This window comes from Francisella sp. SYW-9 (genome assembly GCF_008711465.1).
In the GTDB taxonomy this organism is placed as follows: Bacteria; Pseudomonadota; Gammaproteobacteria; order Francisellales; family Francisellaceae; genus Francisella.
In genome coordinates this window covers 106,001-125,422 of the sequence record NZ_VXKQ01000007.1, presented here as the reverse complement: position 1 = coordinate 125,422, position 19,422 = coordinate 106,001, and the positions used below count along the sequence as shown (strand labels likewise).

The window sequence follows — 19,422 nt, the reverse complement described above, 5'->3', positions numbered from 1 at the left end:
AAAAATTTATTATACTCAGTCATCTTAAACTCATTTAAACAGTATTGTATTCAGTATAAGATTAAAGTTTTAGGAATGTGTTTAAAGGATTATAAAATAGATTTTAATTATGATTTAAGTGTTTTTATTATCTTCAAAAGGCACCGCATAATCACATTCTGTGTTAGGACATGCTTTTTGTTCACCATCTTTCTTAGTTGTTTTATGTAAAAGAATTGGAGAGTTACACTTAGGGCAAGGCTCTTTTATTGGTGGGTACCAGTAAGCATTCTTACATTTAGGGAATCCTGAACAAGCATAAAAGACTTTGCCTTTACGAGATTTCTTTTCAACAATATGGTTTTTATTACATTTAGGACAAACAACACCAGTATCTTTAGGTTTTTCCAAAGGCTCCATATGCTTACATTTTGGGTAGTTAGAACAGCCTATAAACTTACCATAGCGGCCTTGCTTAATATGTAAATCTGATTCGCATTCTGGACATTTTCTACCTTCAACAACAGTAGGTTCTTCTTTTTCGATTTCTTTACCATCGCTGTCAACTCGGCGAGTATATTTACAAGTTGGATAGTTAGTACAACCAATAAATCTACCATTCTTACCTAGACGAGAAGATAGTTTACTACCACACTCAGGACAATCTTCATCAAGCTCTTCTGTGACTACATCTTTACGTGAAACATCTTCGGAGATTTTGTTTATCTTCTCAATAAAAGGATGCCAGAAGCTATTTAAAACACTTAAATAGTCATTTTTATGGTGAGCAATTTCATCAAGCTCTTTTTCTAGACCAGCAGTATATGAATACTCAACGTATTTCTTAAAATATTCTGTTAAGAATTTATTTACAATACGGCCTTTATCTGTAGGGATAAAGCGACGTTTTTCAACTTCAACATATTCTCTTTGTTGTAGTGTAGAGATAATTGTTGCATATGTTGATGGTCTTCCAATACCATATTTTTCTAAAGCTTTGACTAAAGATGCTTCTGTATAACGAGGAGGAGGTTCTGTTGAGTGGGCTTTAACAATTACATCATTAAGTTTTATCTTTTCGCCTTTTTCAAATTTAGGTAAAGTTATTTCATCATCAGAATCTTTATCGTCCTCATCTTTTTCAACGTTATAGATTTTTAAGAACCCAGCATCAACGATAACAGTTCCTGTAACTCTAAACTTATGTTTATTGTTTTCTGTAACTAAGTCAACAGATGTGCTATTTAAAGTAGCATGCTTCATTTGAGATGCGATAGTTCTGTTATAGATCAAGCTATAAAGTTTAAATTCATCAGCAGTTAAACGTTGCTTTATTGACTCAGGAGTTCTATTTGCAGCAGTTACACGAATAGCTTCGTGAGCTTCTTGAGCGTTTTGTGATTTTTTACCAAAAACTCTAGGCTTAGCTGGTAACATATCTTTATCAAATTTTGATTCAATAAAGCTTCTAATATCATTTAAAGCGTCATTAGAAAGGTTAGTTGAGTCCGTTCTCATATATGAAATAAGACCAACAGATTCACCATTTCCTAGATCTATACCTTCATATAGCTTTTGTGCTGTAGACATAGTTCTTTTTGCCGTAAAGCCAAGTTTTTTAGAAGCTTCTTGTTGCAAAGTTGAAGTTATAAATGGAGGGTAAGGATTTCTTCTGGTTTTCTTCTCAGTAATTCCATCTACAATTAAAAAGCCGTTAGCATCTTTTAAGATAGTAGATTTTGCAGTTTCTGCATCTTTATCTTTTGTAAAAGTAAATTGCTCAACTTTTGTATTGTCAAACTCTATTAAATTAGCGAGAATCTTTTTCTTTTTAAAAGTATCTGCAGTTAGACTCCAGTAATCTTTTTTGACAAAGCTTTCACGCTCTATTTCACGTTCAACAATCATTCTTAGTGCAGGACTTTGAACTCTTCCGGCAGATAATCCGCTTGTGATTTTACGCCATAGTAGTGGAGATAAATTAAAGCCCACTAAAAAATCTAAAGCTTGGCGTGCTTTTTGAGCATTTACTAAATCCATAGAAAGTTCTTTGGGATTTTCAATAGCATTTGTAACAGCTGATTTGGTGATTTCGTTAAAGCTGACTCTGTAGACGTTTTTATCTTTAAGTAGGCGTGCATTTTTTAAAACTTCTTTAACATGCCAAGATATTGCTTCACCTTCTCTATCTGGATCGGTAGCTAGATAAATACTGTCTGCATTTTTTGCAGCTTTTTTTATAGCATCTAAATGTTTTTTACTTCTATCACTAGTTGTAAATTTAATTTTGAAATTATCATTTACATCTATAGAAGTGTCTTTTGATGGTATCTCACGTACATGACCAAAAGATGCAAGAATATCAAAGTCATTTCCTAAATATTTTTTTATAGTCTTTGTCTTAGCAGGAGACTCTACGATTACTAAATTTTTTGCCATTTTAAACCTTTGAAATGAATTTTTTGTAATAAGAGTATTTGAAACACTCATAAGTGAACTAATAAAATATAAGAAAACAACTCACATATCAATAGTTAATGTACAAAAGTTAGTTTTATAGCGGACAAATATAGACTATAATTCTATAAGTATTTTATATAAATAAAATAAGCTATACATTTTAAGGTTTAAAAAAAATGGATCAAAAAAATGCAAAAGTAATTTCGTTGCTACAGCAAAAAGGTGGCTCTGGCAAAACTACAACTGCTATAAATATTGCTTGTGGATTAAAAGAGTTAGGTTATAAGGTTGTTATAATAGATATGGACAAAGATAAGCCTGACGCTTATATGTGGATGACAAAAAATGATGAGTCGGAAGGGTTTGTTTATAATTTGGATGAAAAAAGTGTCAGAGAGAAAGTCTCTGAGCTAAAACCAGGTTTGGACTATATCGTTATTGATACACCTCCGAACTTTCAAACAGCAGCCTTAAAATCGGCTTTATTATCTGATTTAGTAGTTATTCCATGCTCACCAAGTGGAATGGATCTATCTGGACTTATTGAGGCGAAAGATCTAGCTTTAACAGCAGATAAACCATACAAGTTTTTTGCAAATCGAGTACAAATGCAGTCAAATATGTCAAAAAGTTTGATGGACTTTTTTGAAGAGGATGGTAATTTTTTTGAAGCTTATGTTTCTCAAAGTGTTAAGTTTATCGAGTCTGAAGCAGAAGGCTTGTATATTGGTGATTATGCAAAGCAGAGCAAAGTTCACGTACAGGTTAAAAAACTTGCGAGAGAAATAACAGAATTCTTTGGAGAGAATAATGGCTAAGAAAGTATCATTAATGAATCGTAAAGTTAATCAAAAAGTTCATGATACTGTAGGACAAGAGAAAAAAGATATACTTAGGGCGATGCAGCTACAAGAGCTTAATGAACAAGCAAGTAAAGTAGGTCAGCTTTTTGAGTTACCTTTAAACATTGTTAAGCCAGATAAAAATCAGCCGCGTAAGACTTTCAAAAATATTGATTCACTAGCTAAAAGTATTAAAGAGAGTGGTGTGATCCAACCAATTATTGTTACAACTAAGAAAGAAGATGGTTTACATTATATAATAGCTGGTGAAAGAAGATATCTAGCAAGTAAAGAGGCTGGTCTTACAACAATTCCTTGTATAGTCAGACAAGAAGAATCTGACGCTAGTATTGTACTTTTACAACTTTTAGAGAATGATCAGCGTGAGAGTGTCTCACCATTTGAAGAAGCAGATGCTTTAAAAGATTTAATAGATAATAAGCAAATGAAGAAATCTGAGATTGCTAAAATCTTAGGAAGAGATAATAGCTGGATTTCTATGCGTCTTAAAATTTCTGATTCAGATAATAATATTCGCGAGTTATCTGAAAAAGGGATTATCGATGATGTAAGAACTCTTTATGAATTAAAAAAGTTTGCTGAAGAAATTCCTCAAGGGGCACAAGAGTTTGTCAAAAGAGCTTTAGAAAATAAAATCTCTGGCTCTTATCGTGCGGCAATCACAAGATATAGAGATAATTGGAAACGTAGAGCTGAAATCTTAGATGATTCAACAGCTGATGTAATAAATATCAAAGATGTTTCTAAAGATAAAAATCTGTTGAAAATAAAAGGTTCTCGTTTAGGTGGCAAAGCACATACATATACTTTTGAAATCACAGAAGAATTTAAGAAGATATTATTCGAAGCACTAATAAAATAGAGTTATAAAAATAACAAAATGAAAATAGCAATTTTACAAACAGATCATATACCTGAGCATCGAAGGGTAGTTTCAGGAGGAAATTATCCGGATATGTTTGCTAATTTATTTTTTAAATTATCGGTGGTTGTTGATTTGGATATTTTTGATGTGACTGAGCAAGAATATCCTAAAAACTATGATGCTTATGATGGTTTTATAATAACTGGTAGTAAGGCTACAGCGTTTGATAAGTTAGCATGGATAACTAGACTCAAATCTGAAATAGTTAAGTTATATAATGCAAATAAAAAAATAATAGGAATTTGTTTTGGTCATCAGATACTTGCTCAAGCTTTAGGTGGTAGGGTTGAGCGTGGGCCGGAAGGTTTTGCCGTAGGTGTAAGAAATGTTAAGGTTCTAAATAAGAAAAGTTGGATGGAACCATTTCATAACTATCTAAGTTTGTTATTTTACCATCAGGATATGGTTGTAGAGTTACCTAAAGGTTCGGAGCTTATAAGTACAAGTGATTATTGTAAAGTACAAATGTTTTGTATAAACAATCATATCTTAGGAATTCAGGCACATCCGGAGATGCTGAAGGTTCATAACCATGCTTTAATAAAAGAGTATCAAGATGACATTAAAAATGAATTTCAGCACGCTTTAGAGAGTTTGAGAATAAGGGATAATAGTTTGATAATAGCTCATTGGATGGTCAATTTTTTTGAGTACAAGGATTAATAGAAAAATATGAATATAAATAGACTTGTAGTTTTTGGTGATAGTCTTTTAGATAATGGTAATATTATGAAAACTCTTGATATACCTGGTAAACCTTATTTTGATGGAAGGTTTTCTAATGGTTTTGTTTCTACTGAGTATTTAGCTGAGTTGATAGCTAAAGAGCAACAATCAAAAGAGGTTAAACATAAGAATTATGCAATAGGCGGAGCATTAACACATGGTCCCAATCCATCCTCGTTGCTTAAACACCACGCATTTCCTGTATCTCAACAATTAGCAAGGTTTGAAAATGAAGAGGGTAGATTTGCTAGTGATGATATGGTTATTATAAATGGCGGTGCTAATAACTTTATGTTTACTGTTTATAATGAAATACCTTATATAAATTTAACGGCTAAGCTTAGGGTTGCTAGAGACCTTAAAAAGATTCTTAGAAAAGCTATTCTAATGGGAGCAAAAAATATAATAGTTTGGAATATTCCTGATGTGACACGAGCTCCTGGATATAAAGAATATTTATCTAACTGGGTAGGTAAATTCTTTAAATCATATTTGCAATTAAATATTAATTTACAAAATGGTTTGTTAAGAAATAGAGTCACTGATTTACAAATGCTTTTTCCTGAAGTGAATCTTAAGCTTTTTGACTTCTTTACATTATTAAATGACTGTATGGATAGTCCTATGAAATATGGTTTTGAGAATGTTACAGATGCTTGTATAGATAGTTATGGTGGTGCTGACTCACTAGGTAATATTCAGTATGATATAGAGATCTTAGGAGACCCTGAGAAATATTTGTGTTGGGATTATTGTCATCCTACAGCAAAGGCAAATAAAGTTGTGGCTAATAGGATGTTTGAATTATGGAAATTTAACGTATAGTCGCTTTTAATTTTCTCTGATCTATAAATTTTCTTTAGCTAAAAGACTCATTTTATACCCAAGTAACATAATAGGGTTACTTTCCATTACAATCTGTCTTGATGTCCATAATTCGTTATAAAAAGTCTAAATAATTATATTAAGTGTTAAATATTTCTTTTAGAATACCATAATCTAATTATTTAAACCTTCTATCAAGGATATTATATGAAAAAAATATATTATATAAGCCATTGATATTTAAATGACTTATCAAATAACACAAAAAAGTACATATAGACCTTAAGATGTAGGCTTATGTATTATTTTATTTCTTAATATATACTTTAATTAAACTTTTATTATTTTAAATTTTAAAAAAGAGCAAAAAATAAGATGATTGACTATAAAAAATATCTCAAAATTTTTAATGAGAAAATCCAGACTAATAGAAAAATATATAGTATCTTTGTGATTATTATATTAATACTAGTATGGTTAATACTGGGTAATATTGGATTAACTATAGGGATTATATATTTAATCTTAAGATTACCAATTGTTAAAAAGCAGGTCCCTAAGTTAAGAAATAGAAAAGTGTTTTCTATATTTATTATCATCATAACTTTCCTTATATTTGGTTTGATTTTTGGATCTGCTGAATTAATGCAGACATTGACTAATTATAAAATGGCAAGATTTAGGCCTGAGCCAGCTAGTGTTACTTCTACTAAAGTAAGAGAAACAGATTGGAAGCGAAGTATAAATACAATCGGTGAAGTTCAAGCTGTTCAAACGACTCAGATCTCTACTCAATCTGGAGGTATTGTTAGTAAAATTAACTTTGTAAGTGGCCAAGAAGTAAAAAAAGGTGATCTGTTATTTGAGCTTGATACTAGTCAGCTAAAAGCAAACCTTGAAGAAGAGCTATCAGACTTGAAACTTGCAAAGATAACATATGAACGCTATAAAAGTTTAGCTAAAGAGCGAGCGACATCTAAGGAAAGTGCTGATAAGGCAGCTGCAGATTATCTTTCAGCATTAGCTAAGGTAAAGAATATAGAGTCACAGATTGATTTTAAAGAAGTGCGAGCTCCTTTTGATGGCAAAATAGGAATTAGAAATATTAGTTTAGGGCAATATTTTAATAATGGCGATAATGCGGCAACTTTAGCAAAAATTAATCCAGTATTTATTAACTTTGCAGTACCGCAAAATAAATTAAGCTTAATTCATGTTGGTCAGAGTATAAGCTTTTATTCTGATTCGTATAAAGGACAAAAATTTGCTGCAAAAATAACAGCTGTTAATTCGTTTATCAATAATTCAAATAGATCAATTATTGTTCAGGCAACTTATAAAAATCCTAAGCATAAAATATTACCTGGGATGTTTCTGAATATACATATTGACTTACAAAATGAAAAAGGGGCTGTGGTAATACCTAGGAATGCAATAAATTACTCTTTATATGGCCAATCTGTATTAACTCTTACTAAAGAATTAGATTCTTCAGGAAACCCTAAAAAAGCTATTTATACATCTACTGGGGCAGATGGAATGAAGCTAGTTAAAACAAATAAAGATTTATACAAAGTAGGAGAAATTAATATTAAGGTTTTGGAAACTTATAATAATTTGGCATTAGTTTCAGGTCTAAAACCAAAGATACTTATTGTTACCTCAGGTCAAAATAAGGTTCATAAAGGAATGGTTGTTATGCTAAATAATACCATTAAGTTGGATAATAATATTTATACTCAAGGCGATGATATATAATGAGATTTATTGATATTTTTATAAATAGACCGATACTATCAATAGCTATAAGCTTGATGATAATCGTTGTCGGTGTTGGATCATATTTTACTTTGCAAGTAAGACAGTATCCATATTTGAATAGTGCAAATATAACTGTAACCACTACTTATCCAGGTGCAAGCCCATCGAATATACAAGCTTTTGTTACAAGACCTATAGAAGAGTCTGTAGGAGCTACTAGAGGGATTGATTATATGACCTCTCAGTCGGCATTAGGAACAAGTACAATAACGTTATATGTTAAGTTGGGAAATGATCCAAATACAGTGTTATCAGAAGTTGTACAAAATGTAAATGCTGTTTTGAACAAGCTTCCGAAAGATGCATATTCTCCTACAATAAAGCTAAACCCAGCAGCAACATTTCCTCCTTTGCTATTAGCATTTACTAGTAATTCCATGACTATACCTCAAATATCTGCTTATATAAATTCAGCAATAGTTCCAAAGCTACATTCTGAAGGAGGATTATCTAATGTTTTAGTATGGGGTAATGAGCCATATGCAATGCGAGTTTTCCCAAATAAAAATAAAATGGCTGAATATGGAATTTCCCCAAGTGACTTAAACAACGCTATAGGAGCAAATAGTTTAGTTTCCGCAGGGGGTCAAATTCAAGGGCCATATTTGAATTATACATTAAACCCTGAAACGAGTATATCTGATGCTCAAGAATATAAAGATTTAATTATCAAAAAATCTGGTGACCAAGTTATAAGATTAAGAGATGTTGCTAAAGTTCAGCTAGGACCTGAAGATTATAAGACTTATGTTCAATTCCAGGGTAAACCCACTGTATTAGTTGGTCCTGTTGTATCGCCGGATGCTAATATTCTTACTGTGGTAGATAGGTTAGTTAAAAGTGTTCCAGGACTTAGGAAAACCTTACCAAATGGATTAAAACTTACGATAGCATACAATAGTACGGTATATATTAAAGATTCTATTAAAGATGTAGTTCATACATTGTTTGAATCAGTTATTATTGTTGCTTTTGTTATTTTCTTATTTTTAGGTTCATTTAGGGCGGTACTTATCCCTGTTATATCAATACCATTATGCTTAATAGGAAGTTTCTTTTTAATGAAAATGATGGGATTTTCTATTAATCTTTTGACGCTATTGGCAATGATATTGTCAATCGGTCTAGTAGTTGATGATGCTATTGTTGTATTAGAGAATATACATCGACATATTGAAGATGGTCTAGATCCTTTTACTGCAACAATTAAAGGAGCAAGAGAGGTTGCAACTCCTCTTATATTAATGTGTTTTACATTAATTATTGTTTATGCTCCAATAGGTATGATGAATGGTCTGACTGGTCAGTTATTTACTGAGTTTGCATATTCATTAGCTGGAACAGTTCTAATATCAGGGCTTGTGGCATATACTTTATCTCCAATGTTATGTTCAAAAATCCTTCAGGGAAATACATCAGAGTCCAAATTTGCACAATTTATAAACCATACTCTTGATAATGTGGCTAATACATATAAGAAACTACTGATAATGGTGTTAGATGTTAAGCCTACTTTTATTATGGTTGCAATAGTCGTTTTAATAAGTTGCTTTATAATGGGGCGAGGAATAAAGTCTGAACTAGCACCAATAGAGGATCAAAACTATGTTGGTGTGATGTCAGCAGCACCTTCAGCAGCAAACCTTAATTATCTAAAAGTTTTTAGCAAAGCTATGGCCAAAGCTGAAGATAAGATTCCTGGTAAACAGTATTCGTTTGTTTTAGATGGGGTAATGGGGACAAACTCGATTATTGGAGGGATTGTTATGAAACCTTCCAGTGATAGAAAAGTTTCTCAACAAACCGCAGCAAAAATACTTCAGAATAAACTGAATAAAATTCCGGGAATAGTTGCATTTAGTTATCAAAATCCATCACTTCCTGGAGTGGATCATGGTGCAGATATTTCATTAATAATACAGAGTACTAGTGATTATATATCAATTAAACAAGTTACAGATAAACTTATCAAAAAAATGAATAAAAGTGGCTTATTTTCATTTGTGAATACTGATCTTATTTTTGATAATCCTGTCATTAATTTATCTATAGATAGAACAAAAGCAGGCGCTTTGGGTATCACTATGTCTGATATTTCTAAGACATTACAAAATTCATATGCAGGAGGATATATAAATCACTTTTTCTTACAAGGTTATAGCTTTGAGTTGATACCTCAACTTCCAAGAAATCAAATGTTAACAAAGGAACAGTTAGGAAGTATATATATTGAATCAGACAAAATAGATAATATGTTTAATTCGGAGGTTCCTTTATCAGCATTAGTTAATTTTAAAACAGTTGGTCAACCGTTAAATTTAAATACTTTTAACCAACTAAACTCTGCTACAGTAAACGTAATGTTAAGTTCTGGAGTATCAGTGGGTCAAGGGATTGCCTATATTGAAAAGTTAGCTAATAACAGTTTACCCGCAGGTTTTTCATATTCATTTTCTGGTGCATCTCGTCAGTTCCTTCAAAATGGTAATACTATGATGATTGCATTTGGGTTTGCAGTTGTTCTCATTTTCCTCGCTTTGGCAGCGCAATTTGAGAGTTTTAGAGATTCTTTAGTTATTCTTGTTACTGTACCTATGGCTATATCAGGAGCATTAATACCATTATATTTGGGACAGTTTTTTAATAAAGATTGGGCATCTTTAAATATCTATACACAACTTGGTCTAGTCACATTAATAGGTCTTATATCTAAACAAGGGATTATGGTTGTTGAATTTGCTAATAAATTACAAGTAGAAGATAATCTAAGCAAATATGATGCAATAGTTAAGTCTTCTTCACAGCGATTTAGACCTATATTGATGACTGTATTAGCAATGATCATAGGAGTTTTACCTTTAGTTGTAGCTTCAGGAGCTGGATCGGTCAGCCGTCAATGTATTGGTATTGTTATAGCATCTGGTTTAATGGTCGGGGCAGTATTTTCTTTATTTATATTACCAGTTATGTATATGTACATATCATCAGATAAGCAAGAAGCAATAAGAGTGAAATTAAAAAACAAACAAAAAATAGAAAGAGTTAATAATAAGGAAGTATAAATTTCTAATATAATTTATATAAAGAGAAGTATAATATAAAAATTCTATAAGTTTTTTTAAGTATTTTAATTGTTTATGCAAAAAGATATTTTAACTATAGATTTTGATCCGGAAAGTTATCCAAATGCTTTAATTGTATTAAAATCTCAAATTAAAGACTATAATGAAGAGTCTGAATATCATAGTCATTCTAAAGCACAGTTAATATTGCCAACTAAAGGACTTATTCAATCAAATGTTGAATCTAAGGTTTGGGCAGTACCTTTAGGTAGTGCATTATGGATTCCCAGCTATGTTTATCATAGTAATCTAATAACGAAAGGTGGTGAAATGTGTATGACTTTTGTCGATAAGTCAATGCTTGTCAATATGCCGAAGAAAGCTTGTGTACTGTACATATCCCCTTTAATAAGAGAGTTGATTTTATATTTATCACAACAGAGAGTTTTAGACCAATTGAATTATGAAAATCAAAAAATAGCGAGTGTTCTGATTAATCAATTATCAAAAATGTTGCCAACATTTTATAACTTTTCTTTACCTTCAGAGAAGATTTTACAAGAAGTGGCTCTTAAATGGCTTAGTAAACCAACAAAGTATAAATATATATCTGATATGGCTTATGAATGTTCAGTTAGTAGTAAGACTTTAGCAAGGAAAATTAAAAAAAACATAGGAATGAATTTTAGTGATTGGAAAAAACAGTTGCATATTGTTGTAGCTCTACAAAAATTATATGAGGGTTATTCAGTAGATTGGGTGTCAGAATATTTGGGTTATGAATCAACAAGTACTTTTGTTACTTTTTTTAAAAGAGTTTTTAAATGTTCACCTAAAAAGTATATTAAAAGTTATTGTTAAGTATATGTTTTTTTAAACATTATCTAATGTTATTTTTTCTGGGTTTGCAACAAAAAGTGAGAAAATAATCATAACTATTGATACACAAATACAGATAATAAGAGGTATCTCCCAGCTTGAAGTTATTTGATGGAATAGACCTGTTACAACTGGACCTAAAGCAGCCAATATGTAGGCTATTGACTGAGACTTTCCAGAAAGGACAGCTGCTAGTTGTGTATTGCTAGTTCTGACGCCTATTAATATTAAGCTAACCATGAATGCACCACCAACACCTATTCCTAAGACTACAATTGCAATAAAGGTAAATATATTAAGTAAAAGAAATAAAATTCCTAAAAAATTGCATAATGCAAATAGTAAAGTAATAATATTCTTGTTTTTTAGTATTTTCATGAGTGGAGTTATTATTAATACGGGTAGGCTTGATGACATTTGAAATAACCCTGCTAAATAACCAGCATCTTGAATAGAGTATCCTTGGTTTTCTAGAATAGAAGGAATCCATGTGGAAAAAGTATACATAAGTATACCACTGCATGATAGGAATATACTTATTTGCCATGCAATCTTAGATTTCCAGATGTGGCTATGAAGATTTGTGGAATTGTTATTTTTTGGTAATAATGTTTTATTTTTGAGCTGGGGTAGCCATATAACTAAAGTTATTATGCTAAGTATAGCAATACTTGATAGTGCTAGTGTTAAGCTAGAATTTCCTGAGTAAGAGAATTTTTGTGCTAGATGCATAATTGGTATCATTAAGCTAATCGTTAGCCAAGATCCTAACCCCATCATTAATCCATATATTGAAATCATAGCAGGAATGTTATTTGGAAATTTTTGTTTTATAAATACTGGCATAAGAACGTTAGATACCGTGATACCAATACCAATAATAATAGTACCTAAAAACATTGTATATATATTAATATATGAGCGTACTAATATGCCAAGAGTTATTAATACTATAGATATCATTAGGCTTACTTCTATAGAACGTTTTTTTGCAAAAGAAAATATAAATAGTGATAATGTTGCAAAAATTAATAATGGAAGGCTAACTAACAGTCCGGCTGTTACGGGAGAAATATTAATAATATCAACAATATTTGTAAGTAGTGGTGATATTGATGTAATAGGAGCTCTTAAAATAGATGCTACTAGAATAATTCCAATAAGGCAAATAAATATATGTTTAGTATTTTTCATCTGATTATTCATAAGTTTTGCTGTATTTGTATATTATGATGTTTACTTTTTTTTAGAAGAGACTGTTTATTTGGTTTAGAGGACATTTTTTATTTAAGAAGTGTCTGATATTAGTTTTTTAGGAGATCATTATAAATACCTGACTATGAGTTTTTTCATTTTAGTTGCACCACAGCTTTTTCATAGAAATCAGCAGGACCCACAGTTCCAATAATTGTATAAGCATAGCCTTTTAGTTTCATATCGACGAGACAGGGTTTTAATAAGGCTTTACCGATACTAAGGCCTTCTGTAGTTTCACACCCCAGTTGGACCAAAGAAGCTAAGTGCTATTGCATCATAACAAGCAAAACCGATAGTTTTATTGTTTTGAGTAGCTATAAATATAGACTTTGGAGTATTCATGAAGGCCGCTTCTGCTTCATCTGCCCATGACTGTGCGAAATTATTTTTTATCCAGTTTAGAACTACTGACTTTTCAGGAGCTATAGGTTTGCGTATATTTATATTTTGCTGCTATGATAGTAAAGGAGCAATGTCGTTATAAGTTATTAATTGTTTGGCAATTAGTTATAGCTTGATTAAGTACTTCTGGAAAATATCCTCTTTGATAAAGACGTCCACGTGTGGTAGGTTTTCTTTTATCTATACACTCTACAGCTTTATTTGCCCAATGACTTGTATATATAGTAGAAAGTATATTAAGATTTATGATATAGGTCATGTTATATGCTTTAAGACTCTCCTTGAGTTCCTTAATATCTATCTCATCATTAAGATACTGCATTAAGGGGTCTAGCAAAGATGTAACTATACCTGTACAAAAATATTGTAATATATATGCGTGTTCTTTTTCTATAAGAGTATTTCTATTATCTATGCTGGGTTTCATAAATTGTTCTATAGATTCACCTTTCATGCTGTGGAAACCCAAACTCTTCCAAGCTTTATTAGCAATATTATCTATCTCTCTAATATTTTCTGGATTGCTTGAAGCTTTTATTAGGAAACATGGATACTCCATGTCTCCAGAATTTGAATCTATAAGCCAAGAATTATTAGTTGTTTGAGCGGCTTCTTTGCCTGTGTATAAATTGATAATACTAGTGTATTTGTTAGCTAATCTTTTTAACCTTCTAATTATAGACATAACATTAGCTCTTGTTAATTTACTAATTCTTATATCAGAATAATAGAAGTATATATCATCATCTTTAGGTATAAGTAGTTGATCCCCATAACCACAATGAATACTGCATAAGTTTAAAAATGAGTGGTTATTTAATCCTTTCATATATTTCTTATCCATATTAAAAAACTCTTCCCAATTAAGGCGATCAGATATTTGTAATTTATTATTTGCATATGATAATACGTGACGAAGTTTTTCTTTAAATTTTGAATCACTGACAGTATGTCTAAAAGCGGTGAATGTTCCATTTCTAAAAAAAATCTCTGTTTTATTGGAATAATCAACTGCAGCTTTTAAAATAGGGTATATAGATGCCATTTTAGACATAATAGTCTTATACTCACTACTATATTCATTTAAAACTTCTTCGGCGTGAGAATATTTCTCTAAAAATTCTCTCGAGTATAGATATTTTTTAAAATCTAAATTCTCATATTTTTCTACAACTTTTTTTGCGTTGTTATGTTTTTTAAAAGCTTTTTGGGCGTCTAGATATCTGTTAAAATCTAAATTCTTATATTCTTTTAAAACATTATTAATATTAAGAAAACCTAGGTTTTGTATGGTATTTAGTATGTAGTTGTTTTTTTCTAAAAAAAAATTATATCTATCATCATTTAACATAATACATACTCCATACTATAAATCATAAAATTAGACATATTTAAGCTTCTTTAACCTCTGGAAAAACTAGTATGACCGAAGTATAACTTCTTTAATAGTTAACATTTATAGTATAAAGTACGTATTTTATGCTTTGTTTCTTTACTCGATTGTAAAAAAAATGATAATTTTTAATCTTAAGGGTTTTCTTTAATCTATTTAAATAGTTAGTTTTTTCCTTAGTTTTGTGAAGTGTTTCTTAACCTACTATAGCAAAAGTATAATAAACATTAACCTTTGAAGCCACTTGCTATTATATAAAACTCTCTTGATTTAGGTCTAGAAGATTTAGGTTTAAATTGAATTACTTTAACAAAAGATTCTTTGACTAGTTTTAGGTATTCATCACTTCCTTGACCTTGGAAAACTTTTGCCACAAATATTCCATTATTTTTAAGATTATTGTTAGCAAAATCTAAAGCTAGCTCCAAAAGATATATTGATTTTGCTTGATCTGAAGTCTTATTGCCGCTAAGGTTAGGTGCCATATCTGAGACGATACAATCAATTTTTTGTCCATTAACGAGATCATTTAATTTCTCATAGATCTCATCACTTGAAAAATCACCTTGGATAAAATCAACACCAGCTATAGGAGCCATATCTAGTAGATCAAGAGCAATAAGTTTGCCATTATTACCAATGTATTTTACGATTTGTTCAGACCATCCTCCTGGAGCTGCGCCAAGATCTACTACAAAAGCATTTGGCTTGAAAATTTTGTATTTATCTTGAATTTCAAGGATTTTAAAACTTGCTCTACTACGATAGCCTAGTTTAGTTGCTTGTTTAACATAAAAATCAGAAGTGTGATCTTGCATCCAGCGTTTAGTGTTTGAGGCTTTTGACATTTGTTGGTATAGTTCATGATCTTTGTTTTAGATCTTATATTATAAATAATTTAAGCTTTAAATTAAAAGTTTTTATAATTGATTTGTGTTGATAGCTATATTAAAAAAATGGCTTTGACGATATAATTTACTGTATCAAATATATTGTTTTTAATAATATGAATAAGAAAATTTTGACAATGTGCTTAGTTTCACTGGTTATAAGTTCTTGCACGACTGTACAAGAAGGTTGGGATGATAATGTGACCCATTATAAAAAGTTAACTAGATATAGCGAGATAAAACCAGTTGAGTATTCAACACATACAAACAATGTTGCTGGGGTTGATTTTCTAGTCGCAAACTATCCAGATCAGATAATTAAGCTTGATGGGAATGATGATTTTAATAAAAGATACAACAAGCTAATTAGTTATCTAAAAAATAATGGTTATACAATTATGTCTAATGAGAAGCTTCCTCTTACAGCAACGGTGATTGCTGAGGTTAATAAGCCAATGCCAGACCTTAAGTATATAGGCGTTATAATGCAACAGAGCACTCGTTTACAACAAACTGTTTATAATATCTCCTATGGAGGCAATAAATTTAAAGCGCGCCAATTTTATAATAATTACAAAAAGACTTTATGATTTTTTCTTGCTGAATAGCGAAGCAAGGATCAGTAATATAACACCACATGTAATAGCAGAATCGGCTATATTGAATGATGGCCAATGATAATTCCCAATATGAAAATCTAGGAAATCAATAACATATCCTCTAAAGGCACGATCATAAAAATTACCTAAAGCACCACCTAATATAAGAGAAAAAGAAAATAGATTTAGCTTTGCTTCAATGGGTTGTTTAATGATCAAATAGGTAAGAACTATCGCAGCTATCAATGATATTATTGAAAACATGACCATTTGCCATGATGTATGACTATTGCTTAAGAGGCTAAATGCAGCACCATGATTATATAGAAGTGTGAAATTGAAAAAACTAGTTATTTTAACTGGTTGTGCAAACTCTAAAGAAGTATTAGCAAGATGTTTTGTATATAAATCAGCAGCTATAATAACAATTGCTAAAACAAAATACTTTATTTTAGGTTTAAGCGAACTCACGAGATTCTCCAGTTTCTGTTGTGATGTTTTCAACACAACGACTACATATATCATGATATTCTTCATTTTGACCAACTGTAGAGCTACGATGCCAACATCTTTCACATTTTGGCTCTTCTACTTTATTAATGTCAATAAATAAACCTGAGATTTGCGCTTCAGTTGAGTCTGTAGATTTTTCTTCTATAGGTCTTAAGTTTGCTTTAGAAGATATTAATAAGAATCTAAGCTCACTTTCTAGCTTCTTAAGAAGATTATATTTTTCTTGGTCAGCATATAGAGTTATCTCAGCTTCTAAAGAAGCTTTAACTAGATCTTCATTTCTTTTTATTTCTAGTACTCTATTTACCTCAGAACGAATTTCTTGTATTTTTGTCCAAAAATCTAAGTTCAGCTCATCATCTGGGCTAAATGATTCAAGCCCTGTGTACCATTCACAAAGCTGTATAGGTAAGTCAGTTGTCTTTGGAGTAGCTTCCCAAATCTCATCAGCTGTATACGATAGTATCGGAGCCATCCATCTAACTAAAGCATGAACAATATGGTAGATAGCTGTTTGAGCAGACTTACGTGGATGCCCATCTGTTTTTGCAGTGTACTGTCTATCTTTAATAATGTCTAAGTAGAAACTTCCCATTTCAACTGAACAGAAGTGGTGTATCAATTGAGCAACTGTATGGGTTTGGTATTTCTCATAAGCATCTATGATTTTATCTTGGAACTCTTTAGTCTTTGCAATCGCCCATTGATCTAATTTTACTAACTTATCAAACTCTATAATATCTGTTTCTGGGTTGAAACCATTTAGATTAGATAGTAAAAATCTAGCTGTATTACGCAGTCTACGATAAGTATCGGCTGTTCTTTTTAAAATCTGGTCAGAGACAGCCATTTCACTCTTATAGTCAGTAGAAGCTGTCCAAAGACGCAAGATATCAGCGCCAAGAGTATTATAAATATCTTGAGGAGACGTTACATTTCCTAAAGATTTTGACATTTTACGGCCATGCTCATCAACCACAAAACCATGTGTGAAAACTTCTTTATATGGTTGGCTACCTTTAGCAGACATTCCAACTAATAATGATGTTTGGAACCAACCACGATGTTGATCTGAACCTTCTAGATATAAATCAGCAGGGTAGCTAAGGCGTTTATCTAAATCTAATATACACATACTAGATGCACCAGAGTCAAACCAAACATCTAGAGTATCTTTTACAGATCTATAATCATCTGTTTCAGATATGAAATCACTGTCATCAGCGTTAAACCATGCTTCAACACCGCCTTTGTCTATTTTTTCTGCTACTTTATGTAAGATCTCAATAGTATTTGGATGTAGCTCTTCAGTTTCTTTATGAATAAATAAAGGTAGAGGTACTCCCCAAGTTCTTTGACGAGATATACACCAGTCAGGTCTATCTTTGACCATTCCTTCTATACGAGCTTGTCCCCAGCTTGGAGCCCAGTTTGTTTCTTTGATAGCCTCTAAAGCTTTGTTACGTAAGCCTTCTTTTTCCATGCTAACAAACCATTGAGGTGTAGCTCTAAACATAAGAGGTGATTTATGACGCCAGCAGTGAGGATAGCTGTGCTTTATTTTATCAGAGTTCATTAGGCGTTTTTTCTCACCTAAAAGTTCTACGATTCTATCATTGGCTTTGAAAATGAATTCACCGGCAAATAGTTTGGTATTTTCACTGTAACAACCATTTCCTTTGACATAAATCTCCATAGATAAGTCATGTTCTTTGCCTAAAGCGAAATCTTCGACACCATGTGTAGGCGCTGTATGTACCATACCTGTACCAGAGTCGTCAGTTACATGATCTCCATGTAGTATTGGCACGTGGCGACTATAGAAAGGATGCTCAGCAATAATTCCTACTAACCTCTCACCAGAAGTACAAGCAACTACATTAGCATCTTCTATGGCGTATCTTTTTAATGTTTGTTCTACTAAGTTTTCTGCAAGTATTATATATGAATCATCAATCTTGATTAGACTATAGCTTAGGTCGTTACGAACAGCTATAGCTTGGTTAGCAGGTAGTGTCCAAGGAGTAGTTGTCCAGATAATAGCAAAAGCTTCGTGATTTAAAGAATCTATGCCAAAAGCCTCAGCTAATTTAGACTGATCTTTGATTTTAAATTTTACATCGATAGCTGGAGAGACTTTATCGGCGTATTCAACCTCAGCTTCTGCTAGAGCTGATCCACAGTCAGTACACCAGTGCACAGGCTTAAAACCTTTACTTAAATGACCATTTTCTATAATTTTTGCTAATGTTCTAATCATATTGGCTTCATAGCTGAAATCCATTGTTAGATATGGTTGATCCCACTCGCCTAAAACACCAAGTCTTTTGAAATCTTTCTTTTGTATTTCAACTTGTTTTTTTGCATATTTACGACACTCTTTTCTAAAAGAGTCTTCAGAGATTTTCTGACCGGCTTTTCCATGTTTTTTCTCAACTTGAAGCTCTATTGGTAAGCCATGACAGTCCCATGTTGGGATATATGGAGCATCATAGCCACTTAGAGTTTTAGATTTTACAATTATATCTTTTAAGATTTTGTTTACAGCGTGGCCAACATGGATACTACCGTTTGCATACGGAGGTCCATCATGCAGAACAAATTTGTCACGCCCTGCAAAATGCTCTCTAATTTTTTTATAAATACCTTGTTTTTCCCACTTGTTAAGAATCATTGGTTCTTTGTTGGCTAAGTTACCCTTCATCGAGAAGGATGTTTTTGGGAGATTTAGTGTGTCTTTATAGTCACTCATTTGAATTCCTTAGGTATTTAAAATAGTTAATATTGAGATTTAAAAAAATTACTTAAGCACAAATTATAATGTACAA

The 19,422-nt window shown here is 31.6% G+C and carries 16 protein-coding genes; 9 read left to right on the top strand and 7 right to left on the bottom strand.

The window, feature by feature from the left end:
- Positions 1-114: 114 nt before the first annotated feature.
- Positions 115-2,418: a type I DNA topoisomerase gene (gene topA / locus F3D62_RS02520; RefSeq protein WP_150466683.1), complete on the bottom strand. Its 2,304-nt coding sequence runs from the start codon at positions 2,416-2,418 to the stop codon at positions 115-117.
- 197 nt (positions 2,419-2,615) lie between these two features.
- Here topA and F3D62_RS02515 point away from each other — a divergent pair, with 197 nt between their 5' ends.
- The 7 genes from F3D62_RS02515 to F3D62_RS02485 all read left to right on the top strand — a co-directional run bounded on the left by F3D62_RS02515 (position 2,616) and on the right by F3D62_RS02485 (position 11,522).
- Positions 2,616-3,257 (top strand): ParA family protein, encoded by a 642-nt coding sequence (locus F3D62_RS02515; protein ID WP_150466682.1) that lies wholly within the window; start codon positions 2,616-2,618, stop codon positions 3,255-3,257.
- Positions 3,250-4,164 (top strand): ParB/RepB/Spo0J family partition protein, encoded by a 915-nt coding sequence (locus F3D62_RS02510; RefSeq protein ID WP_150466681.1) that lies wholly within the window; start codon positions 3,250-3,252, stop codon positions 4,162-4,164. Before F3D62_RS02515 ends, F3D62_RS02510 begins: the two co-directional genes overlap by 8 nt.
- 18 nt (positions 4,165-4,182) lie before the next feature.
- A complete protein-coding gene (locus F3D62_RS02505; RefSeq protein ID WP_150466680.1) occupies positions 4,183-4,890 on the top strand; it encodes a type 1 glutamine amidotransferase in 708 nt (235 codons plus the stop codon).
- A gap of 9 nt (positions 4,891-4,899) precedes the next feature.
- Entirely contained in the window at positions 4,900-5,778 is an 879-nt protein-coding gene (locus F3D62_RS02500) for an SGNH/GDSL hydrolase family protein (RefSeq protein WP_150466679.1), read from the top strand.
- 378 nt (positions 5,779-6,156) lie between these two features.
- Positions 6,157-7,536, top strand: a complete 1,380-nt coding sequence (locus tag F3D62_RS02495) for an efflux RND transporter periplasmic adaptor subunit (protein WP_411961311.1) — start codon at positions 6,157-6,159, stop codon at positions 7,534-7,536.
- Entirely contained in the window at positions 7,536-10,661 is a 3,126-nt protein-coding gene (locus tag F3D62_RS02490) for an efflux RND transporter permease subunit (RefSeq protein WP_150466677.1), read from the top strand. Before F3D62_RS02495 ends, F3D62_RS02490 begins: the two co-directional genes overlap by 1 nt.
- Before the next feature lie 75 nt (positions 10,662-10,736).
- Positions 10,737-11,522, top strand: a complete 786-nt coding sequence (locus F3D62_RS02485) for an AraC family transcriptional regulator (RefSeq protein WP_150466676.1) — start codon at positions 10,737-10,739, stop codon at positions 11,520-11,522.
- A 12-nt stretch (positions 11,523-11,534) separates the two neighbouring features.
- Here the strand turns inward: F3D62_RS02485 and F3D62_RS02480 are convergent, their stop codons facing one another.
- Complete coding sequence (locus F3D62_RS02480) at positions 11,535-12,734, bottom strand: MFS transporter (protein ID WP_150466675.1); 1,200 nt, start codon at positions 12,732-12,734, stop codon at positions 11,535-11,537.
- A gap of 155 nt (positions 12,735-12,889) precedes the next feature.
- Entirely contained in the window at positions 12,890-13,051 is a 162-nt protein-coding gene (locus F3D62_RS12700) for a hypothetical protein (protein ID WP_191092515.1), read from the bottom strand.
- Between the two features lie 86 nt (positions 13,052-13,137).
- Here F3D62_RS12700 and F3D62_RS12695 point away from each other — a divergent pair, with 86 nt between their 5' ends.
- Complete coding sequence (locus tag F3D62_RS12695) at positions 13,138-13,281, top strand: hypothetical protein (RefSeq protein WP_191092514.1); 144 nt, start codon at positions 13,138-13,140, stop codon at positions 13,279-13,281.
- On the opposite strand, the gene F3D62_RS02475 is transcribed toward F3D62_RS12695, so the two are convergent.
- Positions 13,276-14,550, bottom strand: a complete 1,275-nt coding sequence (locus F3D62_RS02475; protein ID WP_150466674.1) for a hypothetical protein — start codon at positions 14,548-14,550, stop codon at positions 13,276-13,278. The genes F3D62_RS12695 and F3D62_RS02475 overlap by 6 nt on opposite strands.
- Before the next feature lie 269 nt (positions 14,551-14,819).
- Positions 14,820-15,440 (bottom strand): RlmE family RNA methyltransferase, encoded by a 621-nt coding sequence (locus tag F3D62_RS02470; RefSeq protein ID WP_150466673.1) that lies wholly within the window; start codon positions 15,438-15,440, stop codon positions 14,820-14,822.
- A gap of 158 nt (positions 15,441-15,598) precedes the next feature.
- Between F3D62_RS02470 and F3D62_RS02465 the strand changes: the two genes are divergently transcribed.
- Positions 15,599-16,072, top strand: a complete 474-nt coding sequence (locus tag F3D62_RS02465) for a hypothetical protein (protein ID WP_150466672.1) — start codon at positions 15,599-15,601, stop codon at positions 16,070-16,072.
- Here F3D62_RS02465 and lspA read toward each other — a convergent pair.
- On the bottom strand, positions 16,067-16,552 hold the full coding sequence (gene lspA, locus F3D62_RS02460; RefSeq protein WP_150466671.1) for a signal peptidase II: 486 nt from the start codon (positions 16,550-16,552) through the stop codon (positions 16,067-16,069). The two genes, F3D62_RS02465 and lspA, sit on opposite strands and share 6 nt — an antisense overlap.
- A complete protein-coding gene (gene ileS, locus F3D62_RS02455) occupies positions 16,539-19,346 on the bottom strand; it encodes an isoleucine--tRNA ligase (RefSeq protein ID WP_150466670.1) in 2,808 nt (935 codons plus the stop codon). The genes lspA and ileS overlap by 14 nt, the downstream gene beginning before the upstream one ends.
- Positions 19,347-19,422: the final 76 nt, after the last annotated feature.